The sequence below is a fragment of the Sphaerotilus uruguayifluvii genome, assembly GCF_013294065.1.
Classification (GTDB): Bacteria; Pseudomonadota; Gammaproteobacteria; order Burkholderiales; family Burkholderiaceae_C; genus Sphaerotilus; species Sphaerotilus uruguayifluvii.
Window position 1 is genome coordinate 100978 of record NZ_JABSNM010000006.1, and the last position, 25790, is coordinate 126767.

General features: G+C 70.6%; 24 protein-coding genes. 8 read left to right on the forward strand and 16 right to left on the reverse strand.

Annotated elements, in window-relative coordinates; all coding sequences use genetic code 11:
- From HNQ01_RS08615 to HNQ01_RS08630, 4 genes are all read right to left on the reverse strand, one after another.
- On the reverse strand, positions 1 to 2685 hold a 2685-nt coding region (locus HNQ01_RS08615), incomplete at its 3' end, for a Calx-beta domain-containing protein (RefSeq protein WP_217427456.1).
- Between the two features lie 236 nt (positions 2686 to 2921).
- A complete protein-coding gene (locus tag HNQ01_RS08620; RefSeq protein ID WP_173804963.1) occupies positions 2922 to 4349 on the reverse strand; it encodes an HlyD family type I secretion periplasmic adaptor subunit in 1428 nt (475 codons plus the stop codon).
- Positions 4350 to 4366: 17 nt separating this feature from the next.
- Positions 4367 to 6577: a type I secretion system permease/ATPase gene (locus HNQ01_RS08625; protein WP_173804964.1), complete on the reverse strand. Its 2211-nt coding sequence runs from the start codon at positions 6575 to 6577 to the stop codon at positions 4367 to 4369.
- Between the two features lie 23 nt (positions 6578 to 6600).
- Positions 6601 to 7146 carry an NUDIX hydrolase gene (locus HNQ01_RS08630; protein ID WP_173804965.1) on the reverse strand — a complete coding sequence of 182 codons (546 nt, stop codon included), beginning with the start codon at positions 7144 to 7146 and terminating at the stop codon, positions 6601 to 6603.
- Positions 7147 to 7263: 117 nt separating this feature from the next.
- Between HNQ01_RS08630 and maiA the strand changes: the two genes are divergently transcribed.
- A complete protein-coding gene (maiA, locus tag HNQ01_RS08635) occupies positions 7264 to 7905 on the forward strand; it encodes a maleylacetoacetate isomerase (protein ID WP_173804966.1) in 642 nt (213 codons plus the stop codon).
- Between the two features lie 4 nt (positions 7906 to 7909).
- Complete coding sequence (gene pgeF, locus HNQ01_RS08640) at positions 7910 to 8737, forward strand: peptidoglycan editing factor PgeF (protein ID WP_353621669.1); 828 nt, start codon at positions 7910 to 7912, stop codon at positions 8735 to 8737.
- Between the two features lie 37 nt (positions 8738 to 8774).
- Here the strand turns inward: pgeF and HNQ01_RS08645 are convergent, their stop codons facing one another.
- Positions 8775 to 9077, reverse strand: a complete 303-nt coding sequence (locus tag HNQ01_RS08645; RefSeq protein WP_173804968.1) for a hypothetical protein — start codon at positions 9075 to 9077, stop codon at positions 8775 to 8777.
- Between the two features lie 171 nt (positions 9078 to 9248).
- Here HNQ01_RS08645 and phaC point away from each other — a divergent pair, with 171 nt between their 5' ends.
- The 3 genes from phaC (at position 9249) to phbB (ending at position 13073) form a co-directional block, all read left to right on the forward strand.
- A complete protein-coding gene (gene phaC, locus HNQ01_RS08650; RefSeq protein WP_286180632.1) occupies positions 9249 to 10877 on the forward strand; it encodes a class I poly(R)-hydroxyalkanoic acid synthase in 1629 nt (542 codons plus the stop codon).
- Between the two features lie 71 nt (positions 10878 to 10948).
- Complete coding sequence (locus HNQ01_RS08655) at positions 10949 to 12127, forward strand: acetyl-CoA C-acetyltransferase (protein ID WP_173804970.1); 1179 nt, start codon at positions 10949 to 10951, stop codon at positions 12125 to 12127.
- A 208-nt stretch (positions 12128 to 12335) separates the two neighbouring features.
- Complete coding sequence (phbB, locus tag HNQ01_RS08660; RefSeq protein WP_173804971.1) at positions 12336 to 13073, forward strand: acetoacetyl-CoA reductase; 738 nt, start codon at positions 12336 to 12338, stop codon at positions 13071 to 13073.
- A gap of 74 nt (positions 13074 to 13147) precedes the next feature.
- Here the strand turns inward: phbB and HNQ01_RS08665 are convergent, their stop codons facing one another.
- Positions 13148 to 13540: a hypothetical protein gene (locus HNQ01_RS08665; protein ID WP_173804972.1), complete on the reverse strand. Its 393-nt coding sequence runs from the start codon at positions 13538 to 13540 to the stop codon at positions 13148 to 13150.
- Between the two features lie 126 nt (positions 13541 to 13666).
- Positions 13667 to 14347: a transcriptional repressor LexA gene (gene lexA / locus HNQ01_RS08670; protein ID WP_173804973.1), complete on the reverse strand. Its 681-nt coding sequence runs from the start codon at positions 14345 to 14347 to the stop codon at positions 13667 to 13669.
- Positions 14348 to 14430: 83 nt separating this feature from the next.
- On the opposite strand from lexA, the gene HNQ01_RS08675 reads away from it, so the two are divergent.
- Complete coding sequence (locus tag HNQ01_RS08675; protein ID WP_173804974.1) at positions 14431 to 15414, forward strand: asparaginase; 984 nt, start codon at positions 14431 to 14433, stop codon at positions 15412 to 15414.
- A gap of 45 nt (positions 15415 to 15459) precedes the next feature.
- On the opposite strand, the gene HNQ01_RS08680 is transcribed toward HNQ01_RS08675, so the two are convergent.
- From HNQ01_RS08680 to HNQ01_RS08690, 3 genes are all read right to left on the reverse strand, one after another.
- A complete protein-coding gene (locus HNQ01_RS08680) occupies positions 15460 to 15885 on the reverse strand; it encodes an organic hydroperoxide resistance protein (protein WP_173804975.1) in 426 nt (141 codons plus the stop codon).
- 36 nt (positions 15886 to 15921) lie between these two features.
- On the reverse strand, positions 15922 to 16437 hold the full coding sequence (locus HNQ01_RS08685; RefSeq protein WP_173804976.1) for a MarR family winged helix-turn-helix transcriptional regulator: 516 nt from the start codon (positions 16435 to 16437) through the stop codon (positions 15922 to 15924).
- Positions 16438 to 16529: 92 nt separating this feature from the next.
- The gene (locus tag HNQ01_RS08690; protein ID WP_434801492.1) at positions 16530 to 17423 is read right to left on the reverse strand and encodes a DMT family transporter; all 894 of its coding nucleotides are present in this window, start codon (positions 17421 to 17423) and stop codon (positions 16530 to 16532) included.
- A 103-nt stretch (positions 17424 to 17526) separates the two neighbouring features.
- Here HNQ01_RS08690 and HNQ01_RS08695 point away from each other — a divergent pair, with 103 nt between their 5' ends.
- Positions 17527 to 19101 carry an ArnT family glycosyltransferase gene (locus HNQ01_RS08695; protein ID WP_173804978.1) on the forward strand — a complete coding sequence of 525 codons (1575 nt, stop codon included), beginning with the start codon at positions 17527 to 17529 and terminating at the stop codon, positions 19099 to 19101.
- A gap of 32 nt (positions 19102 to 19133) precedes the next feature.
- On the opposite strand, the gene HNQ01_RS08700 is transcribed toward HNQ01_RS08695, so the two are convergent.
- The gene (locus HNQ01_RS08700) at positions 19134 to 20003 is read right to left on the reverse strand and encodes a ChbG/HpnK family deacetylase (RefSeq protein ID WP_173804979.1); all 870 of its coding nucleotides are present in this window, start codon (positions 20001 to 20003) and stop codon (positions 19134 to 19136) included.
- Between the two features lie 28 nt (positions 20004 to 20031).
- Here HNQ01_RS08700 and HNQ01_RS08705 point away from each other — a divergent pair, with 28 nt between their 5' ends.
- On the forward strand, positions 20032 to 20403 hold the full coding sequence (locus HNQ01_RS08705; protein ID WP_353621670.1) for a GtrA family protein: 372 nt from the start codon (positions 20032 to 20034) through the stop codon (positions 20401 to 20403).
- 5 nt (positions 20404 to 20408) lie between these two features.
- On the opposite strand, the gene HNQ01_RS08710 is transcribed toward HNQ01_RS08705, so the two are convergent.
- From HNQ01_RS08710 to HNQ01_RS08730, 5 genes are all read right to left on the reverse strand, one after another.
- Positions 20409 to 21413, reverse strand: coding sequence for a glycosyltransferase family 2 protein (locus HNQ01_RS08710; protein ID WP_286180620.1), 1005 nt, complete (start codon positions 21411 to 21413; stop codon positions 20409 to 20411).
- Positions 21414 to 21627: 214 nt separating this feature from the next.
- On the reverse strand, positions 21628 to 22470 hold the full coding sequence (locus HNQ01_RS08715) for an ABC transporter permease subunit (protein ID WP_173804982.1): 843 nt from the start codon (positions 22468 to 22470) through the stop codon (positions 21628 to 21630).
- The gene (locus HNQ01_RS08720; protein WP_173804983.1) at positions 22467 to 23408 is read right to left on the reverse strand and encodes an ABC transporter permease; all 942 of its coding nucleotides are present in this window, start codon (positions 23406 to 23408) and stop codon (positions 22467 to 22469) included. The genes HNQ01_RS08715 and HNQ01_RS08720 overlap by 4 nt, the downstream gene beginning before the upstream one ends.
- A gap of 13 nt (positions 23409 to 23421) precedes the next feature.
- Complete coding sequence (locus tag HNQ01_RS08725) at positions 23422 to 24522, reverse strand: ABC transporter ATP-binding protein (RefSeq protein WP_173804984.1); 1101 nt, start codon at positions 24520 to 24522, stop codon at positions 23422 to 23424.
- 61 nt (positions 24523 to 24583) lie between these two features.
- Entirely contained in the window at positions 24584 to 25711 is a 1128-nt protein-coding gene (locus HNQ01_RS08730) for a polyamine ABC transporter substrate-binding protein (protein ID WP_173804985.1), read from the reverse strand.
- Between the last annotated feature and the right edge of the window lie 79 nt (positions 25712 to 25790).

Consider the following 25790-nt stretch of genomic DNA (forward strand, 5'->3'; position numbering starts at 1 on the left):
GGTGCCGGTGCCGGAGACGGGCGCGGTGTCGACGGCGGTGGCGGCCTTCAGCGTCAGGGTCTCGTCGCCTTCGTAGACCTTGTCGTCGACGGTGGGGATGCGCACCAGGAAGCTGGTGGAGCCGGCCGGGACCGAGACGATGCCGGAGGCGGGCACGTCGGCGTAGGTCTTGCCGCCGTCGACGGAGTACTGCATCGGACCGGTGTCGGTGCCGACGGTGGCGGAGCCGCTGACCGGGGTGAGGGTGACGGCGGTGGCGGTGGTGGAGGCGTTGCTCAGCGTGACGGTGAAGTCGAGCGGTGAGCCTTCCGGAGCGCTGGCGTTGGTGATGGAGGCGACGTGCGGGCGGTCGTCGTCCGGAGTGGGCGTGGTGCCGCCGGGGCCGGGCTCGACCTTGCCGGTGCCGTCGTCCTTGATGGTGCCCAGGCCGGAGCCGTCGGCGATGACGGCGTTGGTCGGGGTCGACAGGATGACGTTGAAGGTCTCGGCGCCCTCGTAGACGGTGTCGTTCAGGATCGGGACGACGATGGTCTTGGTGGTCTCGCCCGGCGCGAAGGTCACCGTGCCGGCGACGGCGGTGTAGTCCGCGCCCGCGGTGGCGGTGCCGTCCTGTGTCTTGAAGGCGACGGTGGTGGTCTGGGTGGTGGCGCCGGTCAGCGTGACCGTGAAGGTCGCGGTGCCGGAGCCCTCGTTGACGACGACGTCGTCGATGCTCAGCTTCGGCCGGTCGTCCTCGCCGCCGAGCGTGCCGTCGTCGAAGATGGTGGTGGTGACCGTGGAGGTGCCCAGCACCGCCTGCGTCGGCGTGTCGAGCACGACCGAGAAGGTCTCCTTGCCCTCGAAGACGCTGTCGTTCGTGATGGCGACGCTGATCGTCTTGCTGGTCTCGCCGGCGGCGAAGGTCAGGGTCCGATCGACGGCGGTGTAGTCGCTGCCGGCGGTGGCGCTGCCGTCACGCGTCGCGACATGCACGGTGACGGTCTGGCTGCTCGGGTTCGACAGCGTGATGGTGTAGGTCGCGGTGCCGGAGGCTTCGTCGACCTGGGCCGGGCCGCTGACCGACACGCTGGGCGGGCCGTCGTTGTCGGTGATCGTGCCGGTGCCCGTGGTCGGCGAGGTGTCGGCCGGCGCCTGCACGTCCAGACGGATCGTCTCGGTCGGCTCGCTGACCGTGTCGTCGACGGTCGGCACGCGGATGATGAAGCTGTCGCTGCCGGCCGGAACCGTCACGGTCGGGCCGGTGACCGGCACGAAGGTCTTGCCGCCGTCGAAGGAGACTTCCAGCGGCCCGGTGTCGGTGCCCAGCGTCGCGGTGTCCGAGCGCGGGGTCACGGTCACGACGGTCGGCGTCGTCGACGGGTGCGTCAGCGTGACGTTGAAGTCGAGGTTGCCGCCCTCGGCGGTGGTCGGGCTGGAGACGCTGCCGACATGCGGCGTGTCGTCGGTCGGGGTGACGCCCGGCGGCACGCTGCCGCTGCCCTCGTCGCGGATCGTCACCAGCGCGGTCGGATCGGCGATCGTCGTGTTGACCGGGTTGCTCAGCTCGAGCGTGAAGGTCTCGGCGCCCTCGAAGGTGCGGTCGTCGACGATCGGGACGGTGATCGTCTTCGTCGTCTCGCCCGGCGCGAAGGTCAGCGTGCCGGCCACCGCGGTGAAGTCCTCGCCGGCGGTGGCGGTGCCGGAGACGGTGCGGTAGTCGACGCTGACCGTCTGCTGCGACGGCGACGACAGCGTGATCGTGAAGGTGACGGTGCCGGCGCCCTCGTTGACGGTCTGGTCGGGCACCGGCTGGATCTGCGGCAGCGGCTCGTCGTCGACGATGGTGCCGGTGCCGGTGGCGGGCGAGATGCCGATGTCGCCGCCGGGCTGCGCGGTCACCGTCAGCGTCAGCGTCTCGTTGCCCTCGCGCAGCGTGTCCTGGATGACCGGCGTGCGCACCAGCAGGCCGGTGGTGCCGGCCGGCAGCGTCACGCTGGCCGCGTCGACCCAGGTCTGGCCGCCGTCGAGCGAGACCTGCAGGTTGCCGGCGCCGGTCGTGCCGTAGTCGACGCCGCGACCGCTGGCCGAGCCGTCGGCCAGCGTCAGGTCGACCGTGGTCGGCAGCGTCGTGGCGCGGCCCAGCGACACGGTGAAGACGATGAAGCCGGCCGACTCGCTGACCGAGGGCGAGCTCACCGACAGCGACATGCCGGTGTTGCCCAGGTCGCCGAAGGGCACGTAGGGCGTCGCGCTGGTGGTGCTGAAGTCGTATTCGCTGGCGCCGACGACCTCGGCGATGCGCGCCACCCGCAGGCTGTCGTTGAGCGAGCCGTCCTCGCCGCCGGTCAGGCCGGCGCCGGTCGGCTCGAGCATCTCGCGCTCGGGCAGGCGGGCGTAGCGGCTGCCGTCGACCTCGAGCTGAACGATGCCGTCCTGCGAGGTCATGATGACGTAGCCCTTCTTGACCATGTCGCCGATGCGCAGCTCGCGCACCTCGCCGTCGGGCAGCCGGATGATCGCCTCGCCCCAGATGCCGACGACCTTGCCCTCGGGCAGCCGTGCCGGGACATAGTTCTGCTCGAGCGTGAGCTTCTGCAGGCTCTGCAGCAGGCCGGCCTTGGCGGCCAGCAGCGCGGACTTCAGCGAGGCGGCAGCGGCCGGAGCGGCGGGCGTGACGGGGGCGGCGGAAGGGGTCTTGGCAGCCATGAGGGGTCTTTCAGTACGTCGTGGCGATCTCGCCAGAATAGTTCATTTCCGGTCGCGCTAACGCTGGAAATCGGTACCGATCCGTGATCAGCGTCACCAGACGATGGTTCGTGAACAGGATAACGATTTGCGCGATCGCCGGCGAGACACCCGGGCGGGTCTCGTGTTGCGGGCAGAAGAAAGCCCCTCGTTCGAGGGGCCTGGCGGGAGGGCGGAGCGGCCTCGGGCCGCGCTCTTCAGCGCTCGCGCAGCGCGTAGGCCTTGGCCTTGAGGACCGGCTTGAGCAGGTAGGACAGCACCGTCTTCCTGCCGGTCAGGATGTCGACCTCGGCGGTCATGCCCGGGATGATCGGCTTGTCGTCGCCGAAGCTGGGCTGCGCGGTGCGCACCTTCACGACGTAGAAGGCGTTGCCCTTCTCGTCGACCTGGGTGTCCGGGCTGATGTTGTCGACCCGGGCGTCGAGGCCGCCGTAGATGGAGAAGTCGTAGGCGGTGAACTTGACGGTCGCGTTCTGGTTCGGGTGGATGAAGGCGATGTCGCGCGGCTGCACCTTGGCCTCGAGCACCAGCGCGTCGTCCAGCGGCACGATCTCGACGATGTCCTTGCCGGGCTGCACCACGCCGCCGACGGTGTTGGCCAGCAGCCGCTGCACGCGTCCGCGCACCGGCGACTTGACCTGTGCCTTGTCGACCTTGTCGGCCAGCGCGACCGCACCCTGGTTGAGCGCGTTGAGCTTGCCCAGCACGTCGGAGAGCTCGCGCCGGGCCTCGTTGCGGAAGGTCAGCTCGGTCTCCTGGGACTTGCGCCGGGCCTCGCCGATGGCGGCCTGGGCGCGGCCGATCTGCGCCGTGGCCTGCTCGGCGTCGCCGCGGAAGCGGCTGATGTCGCGCTCCAGGCGCAGGATCTCGACCTCGGAGACCGCACCGGAGGCCAGCAGCGGCCGTGTGCGCTTGAGCTCCTGCATCGAGATGTCGATCGAGCGCTGGGCCGAGGCGCGCCGGGCCTGGGCCTCGGAGACTTCCTGCTGGCGCTGCTCGGCCTGCTGCTGCACCACCGAGAGCATCGACTGCAGCTCGTAGACCTTGGACTGGTAGAGGTTGCGCTCCTCCTCGACGATGTGCGTCTCGTCGGTGCTGCCGCTGCCGGCGGGCGGGCGGAACTGGCCGCCCTCGGCCAGCGCCTTCAGCCGCGCCTGCTTGACCTTCAGCGCGAAGGCCTGCGCGGCGCTCTCGTTGACGCCCGAGGTCGCGCGCGTCTCGTCGATCTTCAGCAGCAGCTGGCCGGCCTCGACCTGCTGGCCTTCCTTGACCAGGATCTCGGAGACGACGCCGCCGTCGAGCGACTGCACGACCTGCAGCTGGCGCGAGGGGATGACCCGGCCGTCGCCCTTGGTGACCTCGTCGATTTCCGCGAAGGCGGCCCAGACCACCAGGCCGCAGACCACCACCACCGCCGCGCGCACGATGCGCTGCGCCCGCGCGGTGCGCTCGCGCGACATCAGGTCCTCGGCCTCGCGCTCGAAGTCGAGCAGGCCGGCCGGGGTCTGGCCCTCTTCGAGCGCGGTGCGGCCGAACATGCGGCGCGTCAGCGGCTCGAGCCGCACCCGCACCGCCTCCAGCGCGCCCACCAGGCCGCGCCCGCCCTTCATCAGTGTCTCGTTCATCTCGTGTGCGCTCCCGCTCAGGCGGCCCTCGCGATGCGGCCCGCCTGCAGGGCCTCCAGGATGCGGTCGCGCGGACCGTCGGCGACCACCCGGCCCTGGTCGATGACGACCACGCGGTCGACCAGCGCCAGCATCGAGGTGCGGTGCGTGACCAGCACCACGGTCTTGCCCTGCGCGAATTCGGTGACCTTGCGCGTCACCTGGGCCTCGGTGGAGAAGTCCATCGCGCTGGTGGGCTCGTCGAGCAGCAGCAGCGGCGCGTTGTGCAGCACCGCGCGCGCCAGGCCGACGCTCTGGCGCTGGCCGCCCGAGAGCAGCTCGCCGCGTTCGCCCACCGGCATGTCGAAGCCCTTGGGATGGCGGTTGACGAAGTCGAGCAGGCAGGCGGTGTCGGCCGCGCCCAGCACCGCGTTCTCGTCGGCGTAGGGCAGGCCCAGCGTGATGTTCTCGCGCAGCGAGCCGTAGAACAGCGTCACGTCCTGCGAGACATAGCCGAGGTTGCGGCGCACGTCGGCCGGGTCGAGCTGGCGCAGGTCGATGCCGTCGAGCAGCACCGCGCCGCCGGTGGGCTGGTACAGGCCCAGCATCAGCTTCTGGATCGTGGTCTTGCCCGAGCCGACCCGGCCGATCAGCGCCACGCGCTCGCCGCGCGCGATCTTCAGGCTGACGCCGTCGAGCACCGGATCGTCGCGGCCGGGATAGGCGAAGCGCACGTCGCGCAGCTCGATGTCGCCGCGGATCTCGCGCCGGTGCAGGAAGGCGGCGCCGGGCTCGCGCTCGACCGGCTGGGCCATGATGCGGTCGAGCGACTCCAGCGCGGTGCGCGCGCCCTGGTACTGCATCAGGAGGCCGACGATCTGTCCGGCCGGCGCCAGCGCGCGGCTGGCCAGCGTGGTGCAGGCGATCAGCGCGCCCATCGTCAGCTCGCGCTGCGCGATCAGGTGCACGCCGATCAGCACGATCGTCATCGTGACGATCTGGCTGAGCCAGTTGGTGCCGTAGCTGGCGGTGCTGGAGAGCGCGCGCATGCGCACGTTGGTGCGGGCCAGGAAGAGGTTGACCCGCTCCCAGCGCGACTGCACCACGCCCTCGGCGGCCTGGGTCTTGATCGTCTCGATGCCGGTCAGCGCCTCCACCAGCGTGGCGTTGCGCTGCGCGCTGGCCTGGTAGGTCGACTCCGACAGCTCGTGCAGCCGGTGCTGCAGCACGAAGCCGATCACCAGGATCAGCGCGAAGGCCAGCACCACCGGCACGATCATCCACGGCGAGATCCACGCCATCACCGCGAGGAAGATCAGCGCGAAGGGCAGGTCGATCATCGCCGTCACCGTCGACGAGGCGATGAAGTCGCGCACCGACTCGAAGCCGCGCAGGTTGGCCGCGAAGGAGCCCACCGACTGCGGCCGGTTCTCCAGCCGCATGCCCAGCACCCGCTCCATCAGCGAGGACGACAGCTGCACGTCGATGCGCGCGCTGGCCTCGTCGACGAAGTGGCTGCGCAGCGTGCGGATGTAGAAGTCGGCCATCAGCACCAGCAGCAGCCCCAGCGCCATCACCCACAGCGTCTCGATCGCGTGGTTGGGCACCACCCGGTCATAGACGTTCATCGTGAAGACGGGAAAGGCCAGCGCGAACAGATTGATCAGGAAGGCCGCCCACAGCACGTCGCGGTAGACGCCGCGCTGGCTGGCGATCGCGCTCCAGAACCAGTGGCCGGCACGGGTGCGGCGCACCTCGGGCGTGCGCTCGTCGAAGCGGAAGTGCGGCCGCACGAACAGCACCACGCCGCCGTGGCGCCGCGCCAGGTCCTTGCGCGGCATCACCACCGCACCCTGGCCGGTCTCGGGCAGCAGCACGCGCGCGTCGCCCTCCTCGGTCCAGCCCAGCAGCACGCACGCGCCGGAGCCGCGCAGGATCAGGATCGCCGGCAGCGTCGCGGCGTCGATGCGGTCGGCGCGCACGCGCTGCAGCTTGGCGAACATGCCCGCGCGCTGCGCGGCCCGCTCGGCCAGCGCCAGCGTCAGGCGGCCGTCCTGCAGCGGCAGCCCGGCCGACAGCGCCGCGCGCGAGGTCGCCACGCCGTGCAGCCGGCAGACCTCGAGCAGGCTGTCGAGCAGCGGGTCGGGATGGATCAGGTCCTCGCGCAGCCGCTCGGCGGCGGGGGGGACGGCGGCGGCAGCAGCCGCGGCCGGTGGCGCGCCGGGCGCGCCAGGTCGGGTCGGATTCATGGATGACGGGGTCGGTCCGGGCTTCAGGCGATATCGGCGCAGTGCAGGCCGTATTGACCTTGCTCCCGATCAGCGAAATAGCGCTCCAGCGTCAGCCGCACGGTGCGGAAGGCGAGCTCGTCCCAGGGAATCTCGTCCTGGCGGAACAGCCGCGCCTCGATCGTCTCCGGGCCTGGATCGAAGCGGGTGTCGAGCAGCCGGGCGCGGTAGAAGAAGTGCACCTGGCCGACCCGCACGACGTTGAGCACCGAGAACAGGCCCAGCATCTCGATGCGCGCGCCGGCCTCCTCGTGGGTCTCGCGCAGGGCGCCCTCGGCGGTGGTCTCGCCGAGCTCCATGAAGCCCGCCGGCAGCGTCCAGAAGCCGTGGCGCGGCTCGATGTTGCGCCGGCACAGCAGCACCCGGTCCTCCCAGAAGGGCACGGTGCCGACGACGTTGAGCGGGTTCTCGTAGTGGATGGTCGCGCAGGCGGAGCAGGTGGCGCGTTCGCGGTTGTCATCCGCGGGGATGCGGTAGTCGACCGGGGAGCCGCATTCGCGGCAGTGCTTGATACGGCGCGTCGATGGCATCCGGGCAGTGTAGTGCGCTTCGCATGGCATGATCTGAAACAATGGACACGAACAGCGAGGAGTCGTTCATGCCCGATCGGAGCGATCGCGCTCGCTGACCGAGGAGACCTGCAAGCCATGGACCTGTACAGCTATTTCCGTTCGTCCGCATCGTTTCGCGTGCGCATCGCGCTGGCGCTCAAGGGCCTGCCCTATGACTACCGCGGCGTGCATCTGGTGCGCAACGAGCAGCTCGACGCGCCCTATGCGGCGATCTCCCCGCAGCGTCTGGTGCCGCTGCTGCAGGACGGCGAGGCGACGCTGACGCAGTCGCTGGCCATCATCGAGTACCTCGACGAGACCCATCCCGAGCCGGCGCTGCTGCCGCGCGATCCGCTGGGCCGCGCGCGGGTGCGCTCGCTGGCGCTGGACATCGCCTGCGAGATCCATCCGCTGAACAACCTGCGGGTGCTGCGCTATCTGGTCAAGGAGCTCGGCGCCAGCGAGGACGCGAAGAACGCCTGGTATCGCCACTGGGTCGAGAGCGGGCTGGAGGTCGTCGAGCGCCGTCTGGCCGACGACGCCGCCACCGGCACCTTCTGCCACGGCGACACGCCCACGATGGCCGACTGCGTGCTGGTGCCGCAGATCTTCAACGCGCAGCGCTTCCACTGCCGTCTCGACCATGTGCCGACGGTGATGCGCGTCTTCGAGGCCTGCATGGCACGCCCGGCCTTCCAGGCCGCCCAGCCCTCGTCCTGCCCCGATGCCGAGGCCTGAGCCGGTGCCGCCTGCGAGCGACGCGGCCTGGCCGGCCGACTGGCTGCGCCCGGTCTTCTCCAGCCCGCGCGTCGGCGCGGTGATGACCACCCGCGCCGGCGGCGTGAGCCAGGCGCCCTGGGACAGCCTGAACCTGCGCGACGAGGTCGGCGACGATCCTCGGGCGGTGCGCGAGAACCGCGCGCGGCTGCATGCGGCGATCGGCCGCCCCAGCGTGCTGCTGGCGCAGGTCCACGGCGCCGAGGTCTGCACGCTGGAGACGCTGCCGTCGGGCGCCGAGGAGGTGCCGCCGGCCGAGCGCGTGCGCGCCGACGGCTGCGCGACCGCCGCGTCGGACCGTGCCTGCGAGATCCAGGTGGCCGACTGCCTGCCGGTGCTGTTCGCCGACCGGCAGGGGCGTGCGGTCGGCGCGGCCCATGCGGGCTGGCGCGGGCTGGCCGCCGGCGTGCTGGAGGCCACACTCGCGCGGGTGTGCCATCTGGCGGGCGCCGCACCGGACGAGATCGAGTGCTGGCTCGGCCCCTGCATCGGTCCGACGCATTTCGAGGTCGGCCCGGAAGTGGTGGCGGCCTTTCTCGGCACGGCGGCGGCTGAGCGCAGCGCCTTTCACCAGCCTTCGCCGGGCGGCCAGGGGCGCTCGATGCTGGATCTGGCTGCGCTGGGCCGCGAGCGCCTGCGTCGCGCCGGGGTGCTGGCGCCGAGCGGCAACGACAGCAGCCTGCCGTGGTGCACGCGCAACGATCCGGCCCGCTATTTCTCCTACCGGCACAGCGCGCGCACCGGCCGCATGGCGGCGCTGGTGTGGATTCGTTCCGGTTCCGGCCCGATCTGAACCCGGGGTGCGGTATCGGGCTGTTGCTTGAATCCGACTATTTCCCGGTACCTTGAGGTGTCTTGGGATTCTCGATGTGCCCTTCGTGAGGGGATGTATCCGCGGTGCCGAGGGTTTCCGCTTGATCGGCATCAAGCGCCTCGCGTTCGGCCTGTTCCAGCCTGTGGCGTTCGCGCCGCCGCGCGGACGTTCCGAGAAGGTACATGACGATCGAGAGCGGCAGCGCCCCGTAGAGCAGGAATGTGAAGATGGCGCCCAGTATCGTGCCCTGGGGATGGATGACCTCGGCGGCTGCCGCCATCAAGCTGACATAAAGCCATGCGATCGCGATCAGGTACATGGGGATTTCCTGCGGTGCCGTAGAAAGGGTGGCGTATGAAATGGCCGTGCATAATGCCTCCGAACGCAGATACCATGCCTTCGGAGGAGATGAATGAACCCTTTCGACCCGTCGACGTTCAACCTGCCCGACTTGTCCGCCTTCGGGCGGACCGGCGAGAAGCTGCAGGGCATGGGCCAGAGTGTTGGCGAGAACCTGCTCACGCTCTCGCGCATGCAGATCCCGCCGCAGGAGCTGGCCCGCATCCAGGGTGAATACCTGCGCGAGGCTGCCGAGCTGTGGAATGCCGGCCTGCAGTCCGGTGGCAAGGTGGAGCTGCCCAAGGACCGCCGCTTCGCCGCGCCGGACTGGGCCGACAGCCCGATGGCCGGTTTCGCCGCCGCCAGCTACCTGCTCAACGCGCGCACGCTGATGCAATTGGCCGATGCGGTGCAGGGGGACGAGAAAACCCGTACACGCATCCGCTTCGCGGTCCAGCAATGGATCGACGCCAGCGCCCCGTCCAATTATCTGGCGCTGAATCCCGAGGCGCAGAAGAAGGCGCTGGAAACCCGCGGCGAGAGCATCGCCCAGGGCGTGCAGCAGCTGGTCAACGACATCCGCCAGGGTCATGTCTCGCAGACCGACGAGTCGGTCTTCGAGGTCGGCCGCAACGTCGCCACCAGCGAGGGCGCGGTCGTGTTCGAGAACGAGCTGTTCCAGCTCATCGAGTACAAGCCGCTGACCGCGCAGGTGCACGAGCGCCCGATGCTGTTCGTGCCGCCGTGCATCAACAAGTACTACATCCTCGACCTGCAGCCGGACAACTCCGTCATCCGCTACACCGTCGAGCAGGGCCACCGCCTCTTCGTCGTCAGCTGGCGCAACCCCGGCGACGACATGGCCGCGTTCACCTGGGACGACTACATCGAGAAGGCGGTCATCCAGGCCATCCGCGTGGTCCAGGAGATCGGCGGCAGCGACACGATCGACACGCTGGGCTTCTGCGTCGGCGGCACCATCCTGACGACCGCGCTGGCGGTGCTGGCCGCGCGCGGCGAGCAGCCGGCGGCCAGCGTCACGCTGCTGACCACGCTGCTGGACTTCAGCAACACCGGCATTCTCGACATCTTCGTCGACGAGACCTCGGTGCGGCTGCGCGAGATGACCATCGGCGCGGACGCGCCGCAGGGTCCGGGCATGCTGCGCGGCAAGGAGCTGGCGGCCACCTTCAGCTTCCTGCGCCCGAACGACCTGGTCTGGAACTATGTGGTCGGCAACTACCTGAAGGGCGAGACGCCGCCGCCCTTCGACCTGCTGTACTGGAACTCCGACAGCACCAACCTGCCCGGCAGCATGTACTGCTGGTACCTGCGCCACACCTACCTCGAGGACAAGCTCAAGGTGCCGGGCGCGCTGACCGTCTGCGGCGAGAAGGTCGACATCGGCCGGATCGAGGCGCCGGTCTATCTCTACGCCTCGCGCGAGGACCACATCGTGCCGTGGGACGCCGCCTACCAGAGCACGAAGCTGTTCAAGGGCCCGCGGCGCTTCGTGCTGGGGGCTTCCGGTCACATCGCCGGCGTGGTCAATCCGCCGGCGAAGAAGAAGCGCAACTTCTGGACGAACGACGAACTGCCGGCCTCGGCCGACGACTGGCTCAAGGGCGCCACCTCGGTGCCGGGCAGCTGGTGGCCGGACTGGGCCGACTGGCTGGCGCAGCACGCCGGCAAGAAGAAGGCCGCGCCGAAGGCCTATGGCAACCGCCAGCACAAGGTCATCGAGCCGGCTCCGGGGCGCTACGTCAAGCAGAAGGTCTGACGACGCGGCGTGCCCGTCTTTCAACCGCGGTCCGCAAAGGACCCACTGGACACTGAATCAGGAGAAAACGCATGACCGACATCGTGATCGTTGCAGCGGCACGCACCGCCGTGGGCAAGTTCGGAGGCACGCTGGCAAAGACCGCGGCTCCCGAGCTGGGCGCCACGGTCATCCGTTCGCTGCTGCAGCGCACGGGCCTGTCCGGCGAGCAGATCGGCGAGGTCATCCTCGGTCAGGTTCTGACCGCAGGTGCCGGCCAGAACCCCGCTCGTCAGTCCGTCATCAAGTCCGGCCTGCCGCAGGGCGTGCCGGCGATGACCATCAACAAGGTCTGCGGTTCGGGCCTGAAGGCGGTGATGCTGGCGGCCCAGGCCATCCGTGACGGCGACTCCGAGATCGTCATCGCCGGCGGCCAGGAGAACATGAGCGCCAGCCCGCATGTGCTGCCGAACTCGCGCGACGGCCAGCGCATGGGCGACTGGAAGCTGGTCGACACCATGATCAACGACGGCCTGTGGGACGTGTACAACCAGTACCACATGGGCATCACCGCCGAGAACGTCGCCAAGAAGTACGGCATCACCCGCGAGATGCAGGACGCGCTGGCGCTGGCCTCGCAGCAGAAGGCCGCCGCCGCCCAGGACGCCGGCCGCTTCGACGACGAGATCGTGCCGGTCTCGATCCCGCAGAAGAAGGGCGATCCGGTCGTCTTCGCCAAGGACGAGTTCATCAACCGCAAGACCAGCCTGGATGTGCTGGGCGGCCTGCGTCCGGCCTTCGACAAGGCGGGCTCGGTCACCGCGGGCAACGCCTCGGGCATCAACGACGGCGCTGCCGCCGTGATGCTGATGTCGGCCGCCAAGGCCGACGCGCTGGGCCTGAAGCCGATGGCGCGCATCGCCTCCTACGCCAGCGCCGGCCTGGATCCGGCCTTCATGGGCATGGGCCCGGTGCCCGCCGCCCGCCGCGCGCTCGAGCGCGCCGGCTGGTCCGCCGCCGACCTCGACCTGCTCGAGATCAACGAGGCCTTCGCGGCCCAGGCCTGCGCGGTCCACCAGGAAATGGGCTGGGACCTGTCGAAGGTCAACGTCAACGGCGGCGCGATCGCCATCGGCCACCCGATCGGCGCCTCCGGCTGCCGCATCCTGGTCACGCTGCTGCACGAGATGCAGCGCCGCGATGCGAAGAAGGGCATCGCCTCGCTGTGCATCGGCGGCGGCATGGGCGTCGCGCTGACCGTCGAGCGCTGATCCAGGGGACCGGCGGCCTCGTGCTGCCGGTCGCCAGACCTGCGGCGCCACGGTCCCACGGATTGAAACAGACAAGAACATCGGCGTCGTTACCATCATGGAATCGATCCCACCCGGGCCGGAAGCGGAATCCGAGTGGGGTCAGGGTCGCACGTTGACCCGAGTCCCGCCCATCGGGGGCGGGATCGAACCCCAAGGAGAGACAGACATGGCACAGAAAATCGCATACGTCACCGGCGGCATGGGTGGCATCGGCACCTCGATCTGCCGTCGTCTGCACAAGGACGGCTTCAAGGTCATCGCCGGCTGCGGCCCGACGCGTGACTTCCAGAAGTGGCTCGACGAGCAGGCTGCCGCGGGCTACACCTTCTACGCCTCGGTCGGCAACGTCGCCGACTGGGACTCGACCGTCGAGGCCTTCGCCAAGGCCAAGGCCGAGCACGGCCCGATCGACGTGCTGGTCAACAACGCCGGCATCACCAAGGACCGCATGTTCCTGAAGATGACCCGCGAGGACTGGGACGCGGTCATCAGCACCAACCTGACCTCGATGTTCAACGTCACCAAGCAGGTGGTCGGCGACATGGTCGAGCGCGGTTTCGGTCGCATCATCCAGATCTCCTCGGTCAACGGCGAGAAGGGCCAGGCCGGCCAGACCAACTACTCGGCGGCCAAGGCCGGCATGCACGGCTTCACGATGGCCCTGGCGCAGGAACTGGCCGCCAAGGGCGTGACCGTCAACACCGTGAGCCCGGGCTACATCGGCACCGACATGGTCCGCGCGATCCGTCCGGACGTGCTCGACAAGATCGTCTCGACGATTCCCGTCAAGCGCCTGGGCACGCCGGAGGAAATCGGCTCGATCGTCGGCTGGCTGGCGGGCGAGGACTCCGGCTTCACCACCGGCGCCGACTTCTCCTGCAACGGCGGCCTGCACATGGGCTGACCGGTCGCCGGCGCTCCGCCTGCGACTCCGAGGGCCGGCCTTGCCGGCCCTTTTGCCTTTTCATCCTGCCGGCGTCACTGCACTGCGATCAGCGCATCGAGCGCGGCGCAGACCTCGCGCATGCTGCCGCTGATGCGCACCCGGCGCGGGTCGTGCGGGTCGATCTGCAGGTGGATGCGTCCGTCGTCGGCGCTCCGGCCGTCGCGCTCCGTGCGGCCGGGGGCGGCCGGCTGCTCCCGGGCCTGGCGCACCGAGGTCGGCAGGCTGCACGACAGCACGATGCCCTGGGCGGGGGCGGGCGGCAGCGGCACCGGACCGAGCCGGAAGGTGTCCGGCCGCGGTGCCGCCGGTGCCGGCAGGGGCCGGTCGGCCATCGCGGCCACCGCATCGAGATCGATGTCCAGGGACTCCAGGGGCAAGGGGCTGCGCGGGGCACGGCGCAGCCAGCGGGCGAGCATGGGAAACATCGGAACCTCCTGACTCCTGACAAGGCCGGGGCCGGGCGAGCGCAGGCCCGCCCATCCGGCCGGGGGCCGCATGGCGCGACAGGGGACCCGAGAGTCCGGGTCGGGACGGGGGATGCCGCGGGGGCGCTACAGCATCGGGGTGTTGCGGATCAGGCCGACCGCCAGGCCCTCGATCGTGAAGTCCGGGTCGCCGCGGTCGACGTGGATCACCGGGAAGTCCGGGTTCTCCGGATGCAGCTCGATGCCGGCCGGGCCGTGGCGCAGCCGCTTGACGGTGACCTCGTCGCCGAGGCGGGCGACGACGATCTGGCCGTTCTGCGCGCTGCTGCCGCGCTGCACCGCCAGCAGGTCGCCGTCGAGGATGCCGGCGTCGCGCATGCTCATGCCGCGCACCTTCAGCAGGTAGTCGGGCCGGCGCGCGAACAGGTGCGGCTCGACCGCGTAGCTGCGCTCGATGTGCTCCTGGGCCAGGATCGGGCTGCCGGCGGCGACCCGGCCGACCAGCGGCAGCGTCAGCGTGTCGGCGGTCGGGTCGGCCATCACCTCGGCGCCCTCGGGCAGGCCCGACCGCAGCCGGCGCAATGTGTCAGACTTCAGGCGGATGCCGCGCGAGGTGCCGCCGACCAGCTCGATCACGCCCTTGCGGGCCAGGGCCCGGAGGTGTTCCTCGGCGGCGTTGTGCGAGCGGAAGCCGAATTCGGTGGCGATCTCGGCACGCGTCGGCGGAGCGCCGGTGGTCTCGATCGTTCGCAGGATCAGCGCCATGATCTGCTGCTGGCGGGGGGTGAGCTTGGGGCTCTCGTCCATCGGATTGCCTCGCGTCGGCCGTCATCGCGACCCTTCGACTGTTAAAACATCCAGTACCTGTATTTTTGTCCAGTTCACCGCAAATGACAAGCATCGACGCGACCCTCCGCCCGGCGCGCACCGGCCGCCACATCGTGATCCTGGGGACCGGCGGCACGATCGCCGGCCGGGCCGAGCAGAGCACCGACGTGGTCGGCTACCGCGCCGGGCAGGTGGCGGTGGCGGACCTGATCGACGGAGTGCCGGGTCTGCGCCGGCGCATCGATGCGGGCTGGCGCATCGAGTCCGAGCAGGTCTCGCAGGTCGACAGCAAGGACATGAGCCACGCGATCTGGCGCCGGCTGGCCGAGCGGGTGCAGCACCATCTGGACCGGCCGGAGGTCGACGGCATCATCGTGACCCACGGCACCGACACGCTGGAGGAGACCGCCTACCTGCTGCACCGGGTGCTGGCGCCGTCGCGCCCGGTGGTGCTGGCCGCGGCGATGCGTCCGGCCAGCGCGCCGCAGCCCGACGGGCCGCAGAACCTGGACGACGCGCTGACGGTGGTGGGCTGGCCCGGCGCGCGCGGGGTGATGGCGGTGCTGGGCGGGCAGGTCTGGTCGGGCGCGGAGGTGCGCAAGATCCACCCGTACCGGCTCGACGCCTTCAGCGCGGGCGACGCCGGCCCGCTTGCGCATGTCGAGGCCGGCCAGCTGCGCCGGCTGCGCGAATGGCCGGTGGAGCAGCCGCTGGGCCTGAAGGTGCTGGCGGCCGACATCTGGCCGGACGTGCAGATCGTCACCAGCCATGCCGGCGCCGACGGCCGGCTGGTCGATCTGCTGGTGCAGGTCGGGGTGCAGGGCCTGGTGGTGGCCGCCACCGGCAACGGCTCGGTGCACCAGGACCTGATGGCGGCGCTGCTGCGGGCGCAGGCCGCCGGCGTGCTGGTGCTGCGCGCGCTGCGCGGCGGCGCCGGCTGCATCGTGCCCTCGTCGACCGATCTGCTGCCGGACGCCGGCGCGCTGACCTCGGCGCAGGCGCGCATCGAGGTGCTGCTGCGGCTGCTGGCGCGCCGCGGCGGCTGAGGTCCGGCCGCCTCGGGCCGGGCCCCGACCGAGCTCAGACTGGGATCAGACCAGGTTCAGCGTCACGTCGATGTTGCCGCGGGTCGCGTTCGAGTAGGGGCAGACGATGTGGGCGGCCTGCACCACCTCGTCGGCGACCGCGCGCTCGACGCCGGGCACATGGATGTTGAGCGTCACCTGGATGCCGAAGCCGTTCGGGATCGGGCCGATGCCGACTTCCGAGTCGATCTTCAGGCCGGCCGGCAGCGCGATCTTCTTCTGGCCGGCGACGAACTTCATCGCGCCCATGAAGCAGGCGGCGTAGCCGGCGGCGAAGAGCTGCTCGGGATTGGTGCCGGCGCCGTCGTCGCCGCCCAGGCCCTTGGGCACCGAGAGCCTGACGTCCAGTCGGCCGTCGTCGCTGGTGGCAGCGCCGTCGCGGCCTCCGGTGGCGGTGGCGCGGGCGGTGTAGAGGACTTGCTGCAGGGACATGGTCTTTCCTTTCAGGGGGAACAGGTCAAGGGGCGGTCAAGGGGCGGCTCGGGGGCCGGGGGGAGACTGGAGCAGGGCGGTGCGCAGCCGGGCGAGCTCGTCGCGCAGCGCGGCGAGCTCGTCGAGCGAGCAGCCGGTGGAGGCGGCGATCCGGCGCGGGATCTCGCCCGCGCGGGCCTTCAGCGCCTGGCCGGCGGCGCTCAGCACGACCGTGACGCGGCGCTCGTCGTCGCGGCTGCGATGGCGCTCGAGCAGGCCCGCGCCCTCGAGCCGGCGCAGCAGCGGCGTCAGCGTGCCGGAGTCGAGCGAGAGCCGCTCGCCGAGCTCGCCCACGCCCAGGCCGTCGCGCTCCCACAGCACCAGCATCACCAGGTACTGCGGATAGGTCAGTCCCAGCGCGTCGAGCAGCGGGCGGTAGCGCTTCGTCATCGCCAGCGAGGCCGAATACAGCGCGAAGCACAGCTGCCGGTCGAGCTCGAGCCAGGCGGCGGTCTCCGGCAGCGCGGGCACAGGAGCGGAGGCGGGATCGGGATCGGACGCTGCGGAATTCATGATGTGTGCAGTCTAGTTGTGTGCAATCTTTCTGGCGGGCTGCCGTGCCTTGTCCTTGCGTCAGGCAGGGCCGACGGGCCGCGCGGCCCGGTTCAGCGGGCGGATGTGCTTGTCGAGGCGCCGGCGCGCGCGGGCCAGGTGGCCAGCACCACGCCCAGCAGCGCCAGCGCGAAGGCGCCGGCCTGCGCCGCGCTGAAGGGCTCGCCCAGCAGCAGCACGCCGACCGCGGCGGCCGACACCGGCAGCATCACGGTGAACACGCCCGCCTGCGAGGCCGGCACATGGCGCAGGCCGCTCATCCACAGCCAGACGGTGACCATGCTGGCGGCCAGCGCATAGAACACCAGCAGCGCCCAGGTCGGCCCCCGGACGGCCGTGAAGTCGAAGGACAGCGCCTGCCACAGCCCCAGCGGCGTCACCAGCGCCAGGCCCCACAGGTTGACCAGCGCGCTGATGCGTCGCGGCCCGATGCGGCCCGAGAGCTTCTTGCCGATGACGACATAGCTGGCCTCGCAGAAGACCGCCGCGACCAGCAGCAGGTTGCCCGCCAGCGGTGCGGCATGCATCCCGGCATCGGCGGCGGCCTGCGCCTGAGGCGCGGCCTTGCTGAGCGAGACCAGCGCGATGCCGCCGACCGCGCAGGCGATGCCCGCCAGCACCCGCCGCTGCAGCCGCTCGCCGAGAAAGAGGCGCGACAGCAGCGCCACTGCGCCCGGCAGCGCCGCCATGATCACGCCGGCGGCCAGCGCGGTGCTGAGCTGCACGCCGTAGAGCATGCAGATCGAGAACAGGAAGTTGCCCAGCAGGCTCTCGAGGAAGAGCAGGCCGCGGTCCTGCCGCGTCGGCGCCGGCTCGTCGGCGGGGCGGCGGACCCAGCCCAGCATCGCCACCGCCGCGATGCCGAAGCGCAGCCAGGCCAGCAGGAAGACCGGAAAGACGGCGACCAGCCATTTCGACAGGCCGACGTAGCTGCCGACCAGGGTCATGCTGGCGGCCAGCAGGGCGTATGCGGATGTTCTTGACACGAAAGGCGTGGACAATCACGGCCGCTCGGGATCGGCCCGTGACACGATGTAAGGACAAGGCGACGTGGATGAACGCGAGGAGACCGGGCTGCCGCAGCGGCGGACCCGCACCGGCTGGGGACCCGGCCTGTCATCCGGGGCGACGGCCTCGGTGGCGGACTGGATTGTGCATCCGCCGCTGTTCGCCGTCGGCATGGTGCTGCTGTGGGCCCTGGTGGCCTGGGGCATCAACACGGCGCAGTACGGCGATCACCTGGAGCAGTTCAGCTGGGCGCAGTCGCTCGAGTGGGGCTATCACAAGCATCCGCCGCTGCCGACCTGGCTGCTGGGCAGCGCGGTGCGGGCCTTCGGCCTGCATCCCTGGTGGCCGACGCTGCTGGCGGCGCTGTGCATCGCGCTGAACCTGCTGCTGACCTGGCGCATCGGCTGCTGGCTGCTGGACCGGCCGCGCGCCGCGCTGGCGGTGCTGCTGGCGGGTCTGCAGCAGGGCTTCGCGGCGAAGTCGCAGCTGTTCAACCACAACTCGGTGATGGTGGCCTGCATCTCGCTGGCGGTGTGGCTGGCGCTGCGTGCGGCTGCCCGGCCGGAGCGCCTCGGGCGCTGGGTCGCGCTCGGGCTGGCGGCCGGGCTGGCGCTGCTGGCCAAGTACCAGTCGGCGCTGCCGCTGCTGGGCGTGCTGGTGGCGCTGGGCCTGTCGGGCGGGCTGGCCGGCGCGGCGGCCCGGCGCGGTGCGGTGCTGGCGGTCGTGCTGGCGCTGGCGCTGTTCGTGCCGCATCTGCTGTGGGTGGCCGAGCATGGCTGGACGACGCTGGCCTACGCGAGCCAGTCCGGGGTGTCGCTCACGCCGCTGCAGCGGCTGCGCTCGCTGCTGTCCTTCCTGGTGATCCAGCTGCGCATCGTGGCGCCGGCGCTGGTGCTGCTGGCGCTGCTGCACTGGCGCCTGCGCGCGGCGGCCGTGCAGACCGAGGGCGAGGCACCGGCGGCCGCGGCGGCCTTCCGGCGGGGCTGGCTGATCGGGCTGGTCGGCGTGCCGGTGGCCGGCGTGGTGATCGCGTCGCTGCTGGGCGGCCTGAAGCTGCAGGACCACTGGGGCATCCAGACCTTCCAGTACCTCGGGCTGGGCCTGGCCGCGCTGTGGCCGGCGGGGCGGCGCCTGGACGTGCCGCGCGCGGTCGTGATGGCGCTGATGCTGCATCTGCTGTGGTTCGCCGAATATGCGTCGCCGCGGCTGCTGCCGCAGCTGAGCTCGGGCCGGGCGCGGGTCGACCAGTTCCATCCGGCCGAGGCGATGGCCCGCACCGTCGAGCAGGCCTGGCAGGCGGCGGTCGGCGACTGTCCGCTGCGCTATGTGCGCGGCCCCAACTTCGAGAGCGGCCTGATCGGCGTCTACGGCCACGAGCAGGCGGCGATGCTCGACATCGGCGTGCCGCCGCCGCCCTGGCTCGATCGCGAGGCGCTGCGCCGTGACGGCCATGTCGCGGTGCGCCTGGACGAGCCGCCGGTGCAGGACGAGTGGGCTCCGGGCGCGGTGATCCGCGGCCAGTGGTCCTTCGACGTGCCGGGGCAGCGCAACCCGGCGCGCTCGACGCTGCACTGGATGATCGTGCCGCCGGCGGGCGGCTGCGGCACCGCGCGCTAGAGCGCGGTGCCCGTGCGCGCCCGGCCGGGCGCTCAGCGTGCCAGCAGCCGGCTCATCGGCTCGATGTGGATGCAGCGCCGCTCGAGCAGCTCGCCCAGCGCCTCCGAGCGCCACAGCGCCAGCTCGGTGGCCCGCGCCGCCGCGATCGGGTCGGGCGCGCTGGCGCCGCGGGGCGCGGCCCCCGGATGGCACATCAGCAGGTCGCCGTCGCGCGCCAGCGTGAACCAGGTCTCCAGCAGGCTGCCCAGCGTGCGGCCGTCGGCCTGGAAGTCGTGCACGCCCAGCAGCCGGCCGGACACCGGCCAGCCGCCCTGGCCGGCCTGGCGGCGCAGCGCGTCGGCGCCGAGCGTCGAGATGACCGCGGCCTTGAACCGGAAGGGCAGCGCCCGGCCGCCCGGGCTGGCGCTGGCGCGCAGCCAGGGCCGCGCGCCGGCCGGCGCGCGGCCCCAGCGGCGCTGCATCTCGGCCAGCAGCAGCTCGCGCACCTGCGGCAGCTGGTGCACATGCTGGTGGCCGTCGATGTGGTCGGGCGCGGCGCCCCAGCCGTCCTCGAAGCGGTCGATCTGGCGCGCGATCGTGTCGGCCAGCGCTTTCCGGTCCAGCCGCCCGAGCAGCGCCTGCGCGATCAGCCGGCCCAGCGGCCGGCCGGGCTCGCCGCCGAGCGGTTCGGTCAGGTTCAGATGCAGGCCGACGTCGAGCGCGCCGCCCCGCGCCTGGCGCACCGCGCGCAGCGCGTCGGCCGAGGCCGGCCAGGTCGGCCCCTCGCTCATCACGCTGACCGCGCTGAGGCGGCCGATCGCGGCCAGCTCGAGCGTGGCCGCGTCGATGCCATCATGCAGTCCGTGGTCGTCGAGACAGACGGCGATGCGCCGGCCGGTGCCGGTGCCCTGAAAGGTGTTCATGTCGGTTCGAGAGAGAGAGGGCGGGCGCGTGGCCCGCTTCGTCGTCGTGGGCTGCACGGCCGCGGCGGTGCACTGGTCGGTGGTGCGGCTGGCGGTCGGCGCCACGGGCATGGCGCCGCTGCTGGCCAATCTGCTGGGCTGGATGGTGGCCTTCGGCGTGTCCTTCGCCGGGCATCACCGCTGGACCTTCCGCGATGTGCCCGGGCGCTCGGCCGGGCACAGCCTGCCGCGCTTCCTGCTGGTCTCGCTGGCCGGCTTCGCGGTCAACGAGGCGGCCTATGCGCTGGCGCTGGCCTGGGGGGGCTGGCGCTATGACCTGACGCTGGCGGGCGTGCTGGTGCTGGTGGCGGTCGGCACCTTCGTCGCCGGCCGGCTCTGGGCCTTCCGGGCGCCGGGCTGAGCATTTCAGGGCGTTCCCGAGCGCTCGCCGGTCCGTCCGGATCCGATGCCCTGGCCGAGCTCGCGCGCGACGATGTAGAGCGGCCGGCCCTTGACCTCCTCGAACACCCGCGCGACGTACTCGCCCAGCACGCCCAGGCTCAGCAGCTGCACGCCCGACAGCAGCATCATGCCGACGACGATGGTCGTCCAGCCCGAGATGCGGCTGCCCCACAGCAGGTAGCTGGCCGTCACCCACAGGCCGTAGCCCAGCGCCATCAGCGCCAGCGTCACGCCCAGCACGCTGGCCGCACGCAGCGGCCAGGTGGTGAAGGCGGTCATGCCGCTCAGCGACAGGCTGGCGAGCTGGCGCAGCCGGTAGTGGCTGCGGCCGCTGGCGCGCGCCGACGGCGTGTAGGGAATCTCGACGCTGCGGAAGCCCACCCAGGCGTACAGGCCCTTCATGAAGCGGCCGTGCTCGGGCAGCTGGCTCAGCGCGTCGACGACCTGGCGGTCGAGCAGGCGGAAGTCGCCCGCGTCGGCGGGAATGCGCACCCGCGGATGGGTCGCGTTCAGCAGCCGGTAGAACAGCCGCGTGAAGACGCGCTTGAACATCGGCTCGGTGTGGCGGTCGACGCGGCGGGTGTAGACGACGTCGGCGCTGGCGCGCCAGTGCGCCAGCATCGTCGGCACCAGCTCGGGCTCGTGCTGCAGGTCGGCGTCCATCAGCACGACGACCTCGCCGCGCGCGGCCTTCAGGCCCGCGGTCAGCGCAGCCTCCTTGCCGAAGTTGCGCGACAGCAGCACGCTGCGCAGCCGCGGCTCGCGCGCGGACCACAGCGTCAGCTGCAGCGCGGTGTCGTCGCGGCTGCCGTCGTCGACGAGCACCATCTCCCAGGCGGGCGCCCCCTCGAGCGTGTCGAGCATGCGGGTGGCGCGCTCGATCAGCGGCCGCAGATTGGCCGATTCGTTGTAGCAGGGAATGACCAGCGAGATCGAGCCGGCCTGGCGGACCGGCCCGGCCAGAGGCATCGCGGGGGCCGCAGACGAGGCCGAGGCTGGAGAGGGGGCCGGAGAGGGGGCCGCCGGCCGGATGCCGGGGAGGAATTCGGGGTTCGGAGCGTTCACAGGACAGGTGCGGTCCGGGACCGCCATAGGGACTGTCACCAGTTTGCTTCACGTTTCCTGACAGACGACTCCGTAGTTCCCCCGTGGTGCAGCCGGTACAGTGGGGTTTCGGTCGGGATCAGCCGCCCTTCAGCGCCGCCTGCTGTTCCTGCTGCAGCCGGCGTTCGCGCAGCGCGATCAGGTAGCTCGACGCGACGACGAAGACCGCCACCACCACGATGACGACGGTGGCCAGCGCGTTGACCGTCGGGTCCAGCCCCAGGCGGGCGCGGCTGAAGATCACCAGCGGCAGCGTCGTCGAGCCCGGGCCCGACAGGAAGGCCGACATCACCACGTCGTCGAGCGACAGCGTGAAGGTCAGCAGCCAGGCCGCCAGCATCGACTGCGCGATCATCGGCAGCGTCACCAGGAAGAAGACCTGCAGCGGGCGCGCGCCCAGGTCCTGCGCGGCCTCCTCGAACTGCGGGTTCAGGTCGCGCAGCCGCGCGGCGATGACGACGGTCGCGTAGGCCATGCCGACGAGCAGGTGGCCGATCCAGATCGTCACCAGGCCGCGCTCGGGCACGCCGAACAGGCGCTGCATCGACACCAGCATCAGCAGCAGCGACAGGCCGACGATCACCTCGGGCATCACCAGCGGCGCGTTGATCATGCCGGAGAACAGCGTGCGGCCGACGAAGCGCGGGTGGCGCTCGAGCGTCAGCGCCGCCAGCGTGCCCAGCACCACCGCGCCGGTGGCGGTGGCCGCGGCGATGCGCAGCGACAGGAACAGGCCGCTGCGGATCTCCTCGTCGCCGACGAGCTTCTCGTACCAGCGCAGCGAGAAGCCGGCCCAGACATTGGGCACCGGCGAGTCGGTGAAGCTGTAGACCACCAGCGCGATGATCGGCAGGTACAGGAACAGGAATCCGGCGGCCAGCCAGATCCGGCTGGTCCAGCGTCCGGCAGCGGTGGTGATCACTTGCGGGCCTCCTGGCTCTGGTTCCGGTTGAAGATCGCCAGCGGCACGATGATCAGCAGCACCATGGTGACGGCCACGCTCGAGGCCATCGGCCAGTCGTTGTTGGAGAAGAACTCGTCCCAGAGCACCCGGCCGATCATCAGCGTCTCCGGGCCGCCGAGCAGCTCGGGGATCACGTACTCGCCCACGCACGGGATGAACACCAGCATCGCGCCGGCGATGATGCCGCCCTTGGAGAGCGGCACGGTGATGCGCCAGAAGGCCTGCCAGGGCGTCGCGCCCAGGTCCTGCGCCGCCTCGAGCAGGCGCAGGTCCAGCTTGGACAGCGTGCCGTACAGCGGCAGGATCATGAAGGGCAGGTAGGTGTAGACCATGCCCAGCAGCAGCGAGAAGGGCGTGTACATGAACTGGCCCTCGGCCGAGATCAGCCCGAGCGGCAGCAGCAGCGCATCGGCGTGGACCGCCTTCAGCAGGGTGCCGATCCAGCCGGTGTCGGCGTCGAGCAGGCCCTTCCAGGCATAGACGCGCAGCAGGAAGCTGGTCCAGAACGGCAGCATCACGCCCATCAGCAGCAGCGGCTGCACGGTGGAGGGCGCGCGCGCCATGAAGTAGGCGAACGGGTAGCCGATCGCCAGGCAGATCGCGGTCGTCGCGCCGGCGTACAGCAGCGACTGCAGGTAGGTGCTCCAGTACAGGTCATCCGACAGGATGCTCAGGTAGTTCTGGAGCTTGAGCTTCATGTAGAGCTCGTCGTTGGCGAAGGTGAACAGGTCGCTCACCATCGCGCCGTCCATCTCCGCGAAGCTGATGCGCAGCACGATCAGGAACGGGAGCAGGAAGAACACCAGCAGCCAGACGAAGGGCGTGCCGATGACGAGCGTGCGCCCGCGCAGCAGCGCGCGCACCCGCTCGGACAGGGTGGGGGGGCGGTGGGCCATCGTCAGGCGCTCCTCACTGCGTCAGCACGACCTGCGCGCTGGGCTGCCAGTGCGCCCAGACCCGGTCGCCCCAGGTGGGGGCCTTGCTGCGGTCGCGGCTGTCGTTCTCGACCGTCACCTTCAGCCGCGCGCCGCTGGCCAGCTCCAGGTGGTAGAGCGTGGTGTCGCCGAAGTAGGACATCTCCTTGACCGTGCCGGGCACCTGGTTGAAGCGGCCCTCGGGCTTGTCGAGGCTCAGCGAGATCTTCTCCGGGCGCACCGCCACCGTGACTTCCTGGCCGAGGTAGCCGGTCACGCCGTGGCCGATGTGGTGCATGAAGTCCGGGCACTCGATCTGCACATGGTCGGCCTCGTCGACGACGATGCGGCCGTCGGTCAGGTTGACGTTGCCGATGAAGTCGGCGACGAAGCGCGTCGTCGGCGTCTCGTAGATGTCGGCCGGGCTGCCGACCTGCAGGAAGCGGCCCTCGCTCATCACCGCGATGCGCGAGGCCATCGTCATGGCCTCCTCCTGGTCGTGCGTCACCATCACGCAGGTCACGCCCACCTGCTCGATGATGTTGACCAGCTCGATCTGCGTGGCCTCGCGCAGCTTCTTGTCGAGCGCGCCCAGCGGCTCGTCGAGCAGCAGCAGCTGCGGGCGCTTGGCCAGGCTGCGCGCCAGCGCCACGCGCTGCTGCTGGCCGCCGGAGAGCTGGTGCGGCTTGCGCTGCGCCAGCTTGGCCAGCTGCACCAGGCGCAGCATCTCCTCGACCCGCTGCGCGACCTCGGCCTTGGGCAGGCCGTCGCGCCGCAGGCCGAAGGCGATGTTGTCCCACACCGTCATGTGGGGAAACAGCGCATAGGACTGGAACATCATGTTGACCGGACGCTCGTAGGGCGGCTTGCCCGCGAGGTCCTGGCCGTTGAGGATGATGCGCCCCGAGGTCGGCGTCTCGAAGCCGGCGAGCATGCGCAGCAGGGTCGACTTGCCGCAGCCCGACGAGCCGAGCAGCGCGAAGATCTCTCCCTTGGCGATGTCCAGGCTGACCTGGTCGACCGCGCGGAAGTCGCCGAACTCCTTCACCACGGAGTCGATCCGCAGGAAGGCGCCGTCCGCCTGGGGCTTGGCCATGAGTCTGTTTCCTCTTTCTGGAGCAGTCGGTGCGGGTCGGGCCGGGGCGTCAGCGACCCGCTCAGCGACCCGCCTTGAAGTTGGTGAAGGTGCGGGTGATCAGCTTGCGGGTGGCCTGGTCAGGCACGCCCGGCGGGATCATCTTGCCCAGCGCCGCCTCGTCCGGGAAGACCGACGGATCCTTGGCGATCTCGGGCTTGACGAACTTCAGCGAGGCCTTGTTCGGGTTGGCGTAGAAGACCGTGTTGGTCAGCGACGCGTGCACCTCGGGCTTGAGGATGTAGTTGATCCACTTGTGGGCGTTCTCGGGGTGCTTGGCGTCCGCCGGGATGGCCATGGTGTCGAAGAACAGCAGACCGCCGTTCTTCGGCAGCAGCACCTGCAGGTTCTGCGGCTTCTTGGCCTTGGCCGACTTGTCCTTGGCGATCATGATGTCGCCCGACCAGCCCACCACCGCGCAGAGCTGGCCCTTGGCCATCTGGTCGATGTAGTCCGAGCCCGAGCCCACGAAGCGCGTCACCGACGGACGGATCTTCTTCAGCATCTCGGCCACGGCCTTGTAGTCGTCGGCGTTCTTGCTGTGCGGCTCCTTGCCGATGTAGTTCAGCGCCAGCGGCAGGATCTCCGAGGGCGTGTCGAGGAAGGCGACGCCGCAGCCCTTGAGCTTGCTGACGTAGTCCGGGTTGAACACCAGGTCCCAGACGTTGTCGGGCATCGGCTTGTCGCCCAGCGCGGCCTTGACCTTGTCGGTGTTGATGCCCACCGTGGTGTAGCCCCACAGCCAGTCGACGATGTGGTCGTTGCCCGGGTCCATCTTGGCGAGCTGCGCCTGGATGGCCGGGTCGAGGTTGGCCAGGTTCGGGATCTTGCTCTTGTCGAGCTTCAGCAGCAGGCCGGCCTCGATCTGCTGCTTGGCCCAGTTCGAGCCGGGCACGACGATGTCGTAGCCGGTCTTGCCGGCGATCAGCTTGGCGTGCAGCGCCTCGTTCGAGTCGAAGTTGTCGTAGCGGACCTTGATGCCCGTTTCCTTCTCGAAGTTCTTGATCGTGTCCGGGGCGATGTAGTCGGCCCAGTTGTAGATGTTCAGGACCTTCTCCTCCTCGGCCCGGACACCGGCCGAGCACAGCACCGCCACCGCGGCGACCACGAGGTTGAGGGCCCGGGCGGGCCGCGACTTGAACAGCTTCATGAACTCTCCAGACAGGAAGTGGAAGGAAGGGGACGGGCCGGTCCCGGGGCCCCGGAACGCCGGCCGGGCGTGACGGACT

Excerpts from the sequence above, each read along its gene's own strand:
- HNQ01_RS08620 (WP_173804963.1), bottom strand. The coding sequence starts at position 4,349 with ATGAACGAGACACTGATGAAGGGCGGGCGCGGCCTGGTGGGCGCGCTG.
- HNQ01_RS08625 (WP_173804964.1), bottom strand. The coding sequence starts at position 6,577 with ATGAATCCGACCCGACCTGGCGCGCCCGGCGCGCCACCGGCCGCGGCT.
- HNQ01_RS08630 (WP_173804965.1), bottom strand. The coding sequence starts at position 7,146 with ATGCCATCGACGCGCCGTATCAAGCACTGCCGCGAATGCGGCTCCCCG.
- maiA (WP_173804966.1), top strand. The coding sequence starts at position 7,264 with ATGGACCTGTACAGCTATTTCCGTTCGTCCGCATCGTTTCGCGTGCGC.
- HNQ01_RS08645 (WP_173804968.1), bottom strand. The coding sequence starts at position 9,077 with ATGTACCTGATCGCGATCGCATGGCTTTATGTCAGCTTGATGGCGGCA.
- phaC (WP_286180632.1), top strand. The coding sequence starts at position 9,249 with ATGGGCCAGAGTGTTGGCGAGAACCTGCTCACGCTCTCGCGCATGCAG.
- HNQ01_RS08655 (WP_173804970.1), top strand. The coding sequence starts at position 10,949 with ATGACCGACATCGTGATCGTTGCAGCGGCACGCACCGCCGTGGGCAAG.
- phbB (WP_173804971.1), top strand. The coding sequence starts at position 12,336 with ATGGCACAGAAAATCGCATACGTCACCGGCGGCATGGGTGGCATCGGC.
- HNQ01_RS08665 (WP_173804972.1), bottom strand. The coding sequence starts at position 13,540 with ATGTTTCCCATGCTCGCCCGCTGGCTGCGCCGTGCCCCGCGCAGCCCC.
- lexA (WP_173804973.1), bottom strand. The coding sequence starts at position 14,347 with ATGGACGAGAGCCCCAAGCTCACCCCCCGCCAGCAGCAGATCATGGCG.
- HNQ01_RS08675 (WP_173804974.1), top strand. The coding sequence starts at position 14,431 with ATGACAAGCATCGACGCGACCCTCCGCCCGGCGCGCACCGGCCGCCAC.
- HNQ01_RS08680 (WP_173804975.1), bottom strand. The coding sequence starts at position 15,885 with ATGTCCCTGCAGCAAGTCCTCTACACCGCCCGCGCCACCGCCACCGGA.
- HNQ01_RS08685 (WP_173804976.1), bottom strand. The coding sequence starts at position 16,437 with ATGAATTCCGCAGCGTCCGATCCCGATCCCGCCTCCGCTCCTGTGCCC.
- HNQ01_RS08690 (WP_434801492.1), bottom strand. The coding sequence starts at position 17,423 with ATGACCCTGGTCGGCAGCTACGTCGGCCTGTCGAAATGGCTGGTCGCC.
- HNQ01_RS08700 (WP_173804979.1), bottom strand. The coding sequence starts at position 20,003 with ATGAACACCTTTCAGGGCACCGGCACCGGCCGGCGCATCGCCGTCTGT.
- HNQ01_RS08710 (WP_286180620.1), bottom strand. The coding sequence starts at position 21,413 with ATGCCTCTGGCCGGGCCGGTCCGCCAGGCCGGCTCGATCTCGCTGGTC.
- HNQ01_RS08720 (WP_173804983.1), bottom strand. The coding sequence starts at position 23,408 with ATGGCCCACCGCCCCCCCACCCTGTCCGAGCGGGTGCGCGCGCTGCTG.
- HNQ01_RS08725 (WP_173804984.1), bottom strand. The coding sequence starts at position 24,522 with ATGGCCAAGCCCCAGGCGGACGGCGCCTTCCTGCGGATCGACTCCGTG.
- HNQ01_RS08730 (WP_173804985.1), bottom strand. The coding sequence starts at position 25,711 with ATGAAGCTGTTCAAGTCGCGGCCCGCCCGGGCCCTCAACCTCGTGGTC.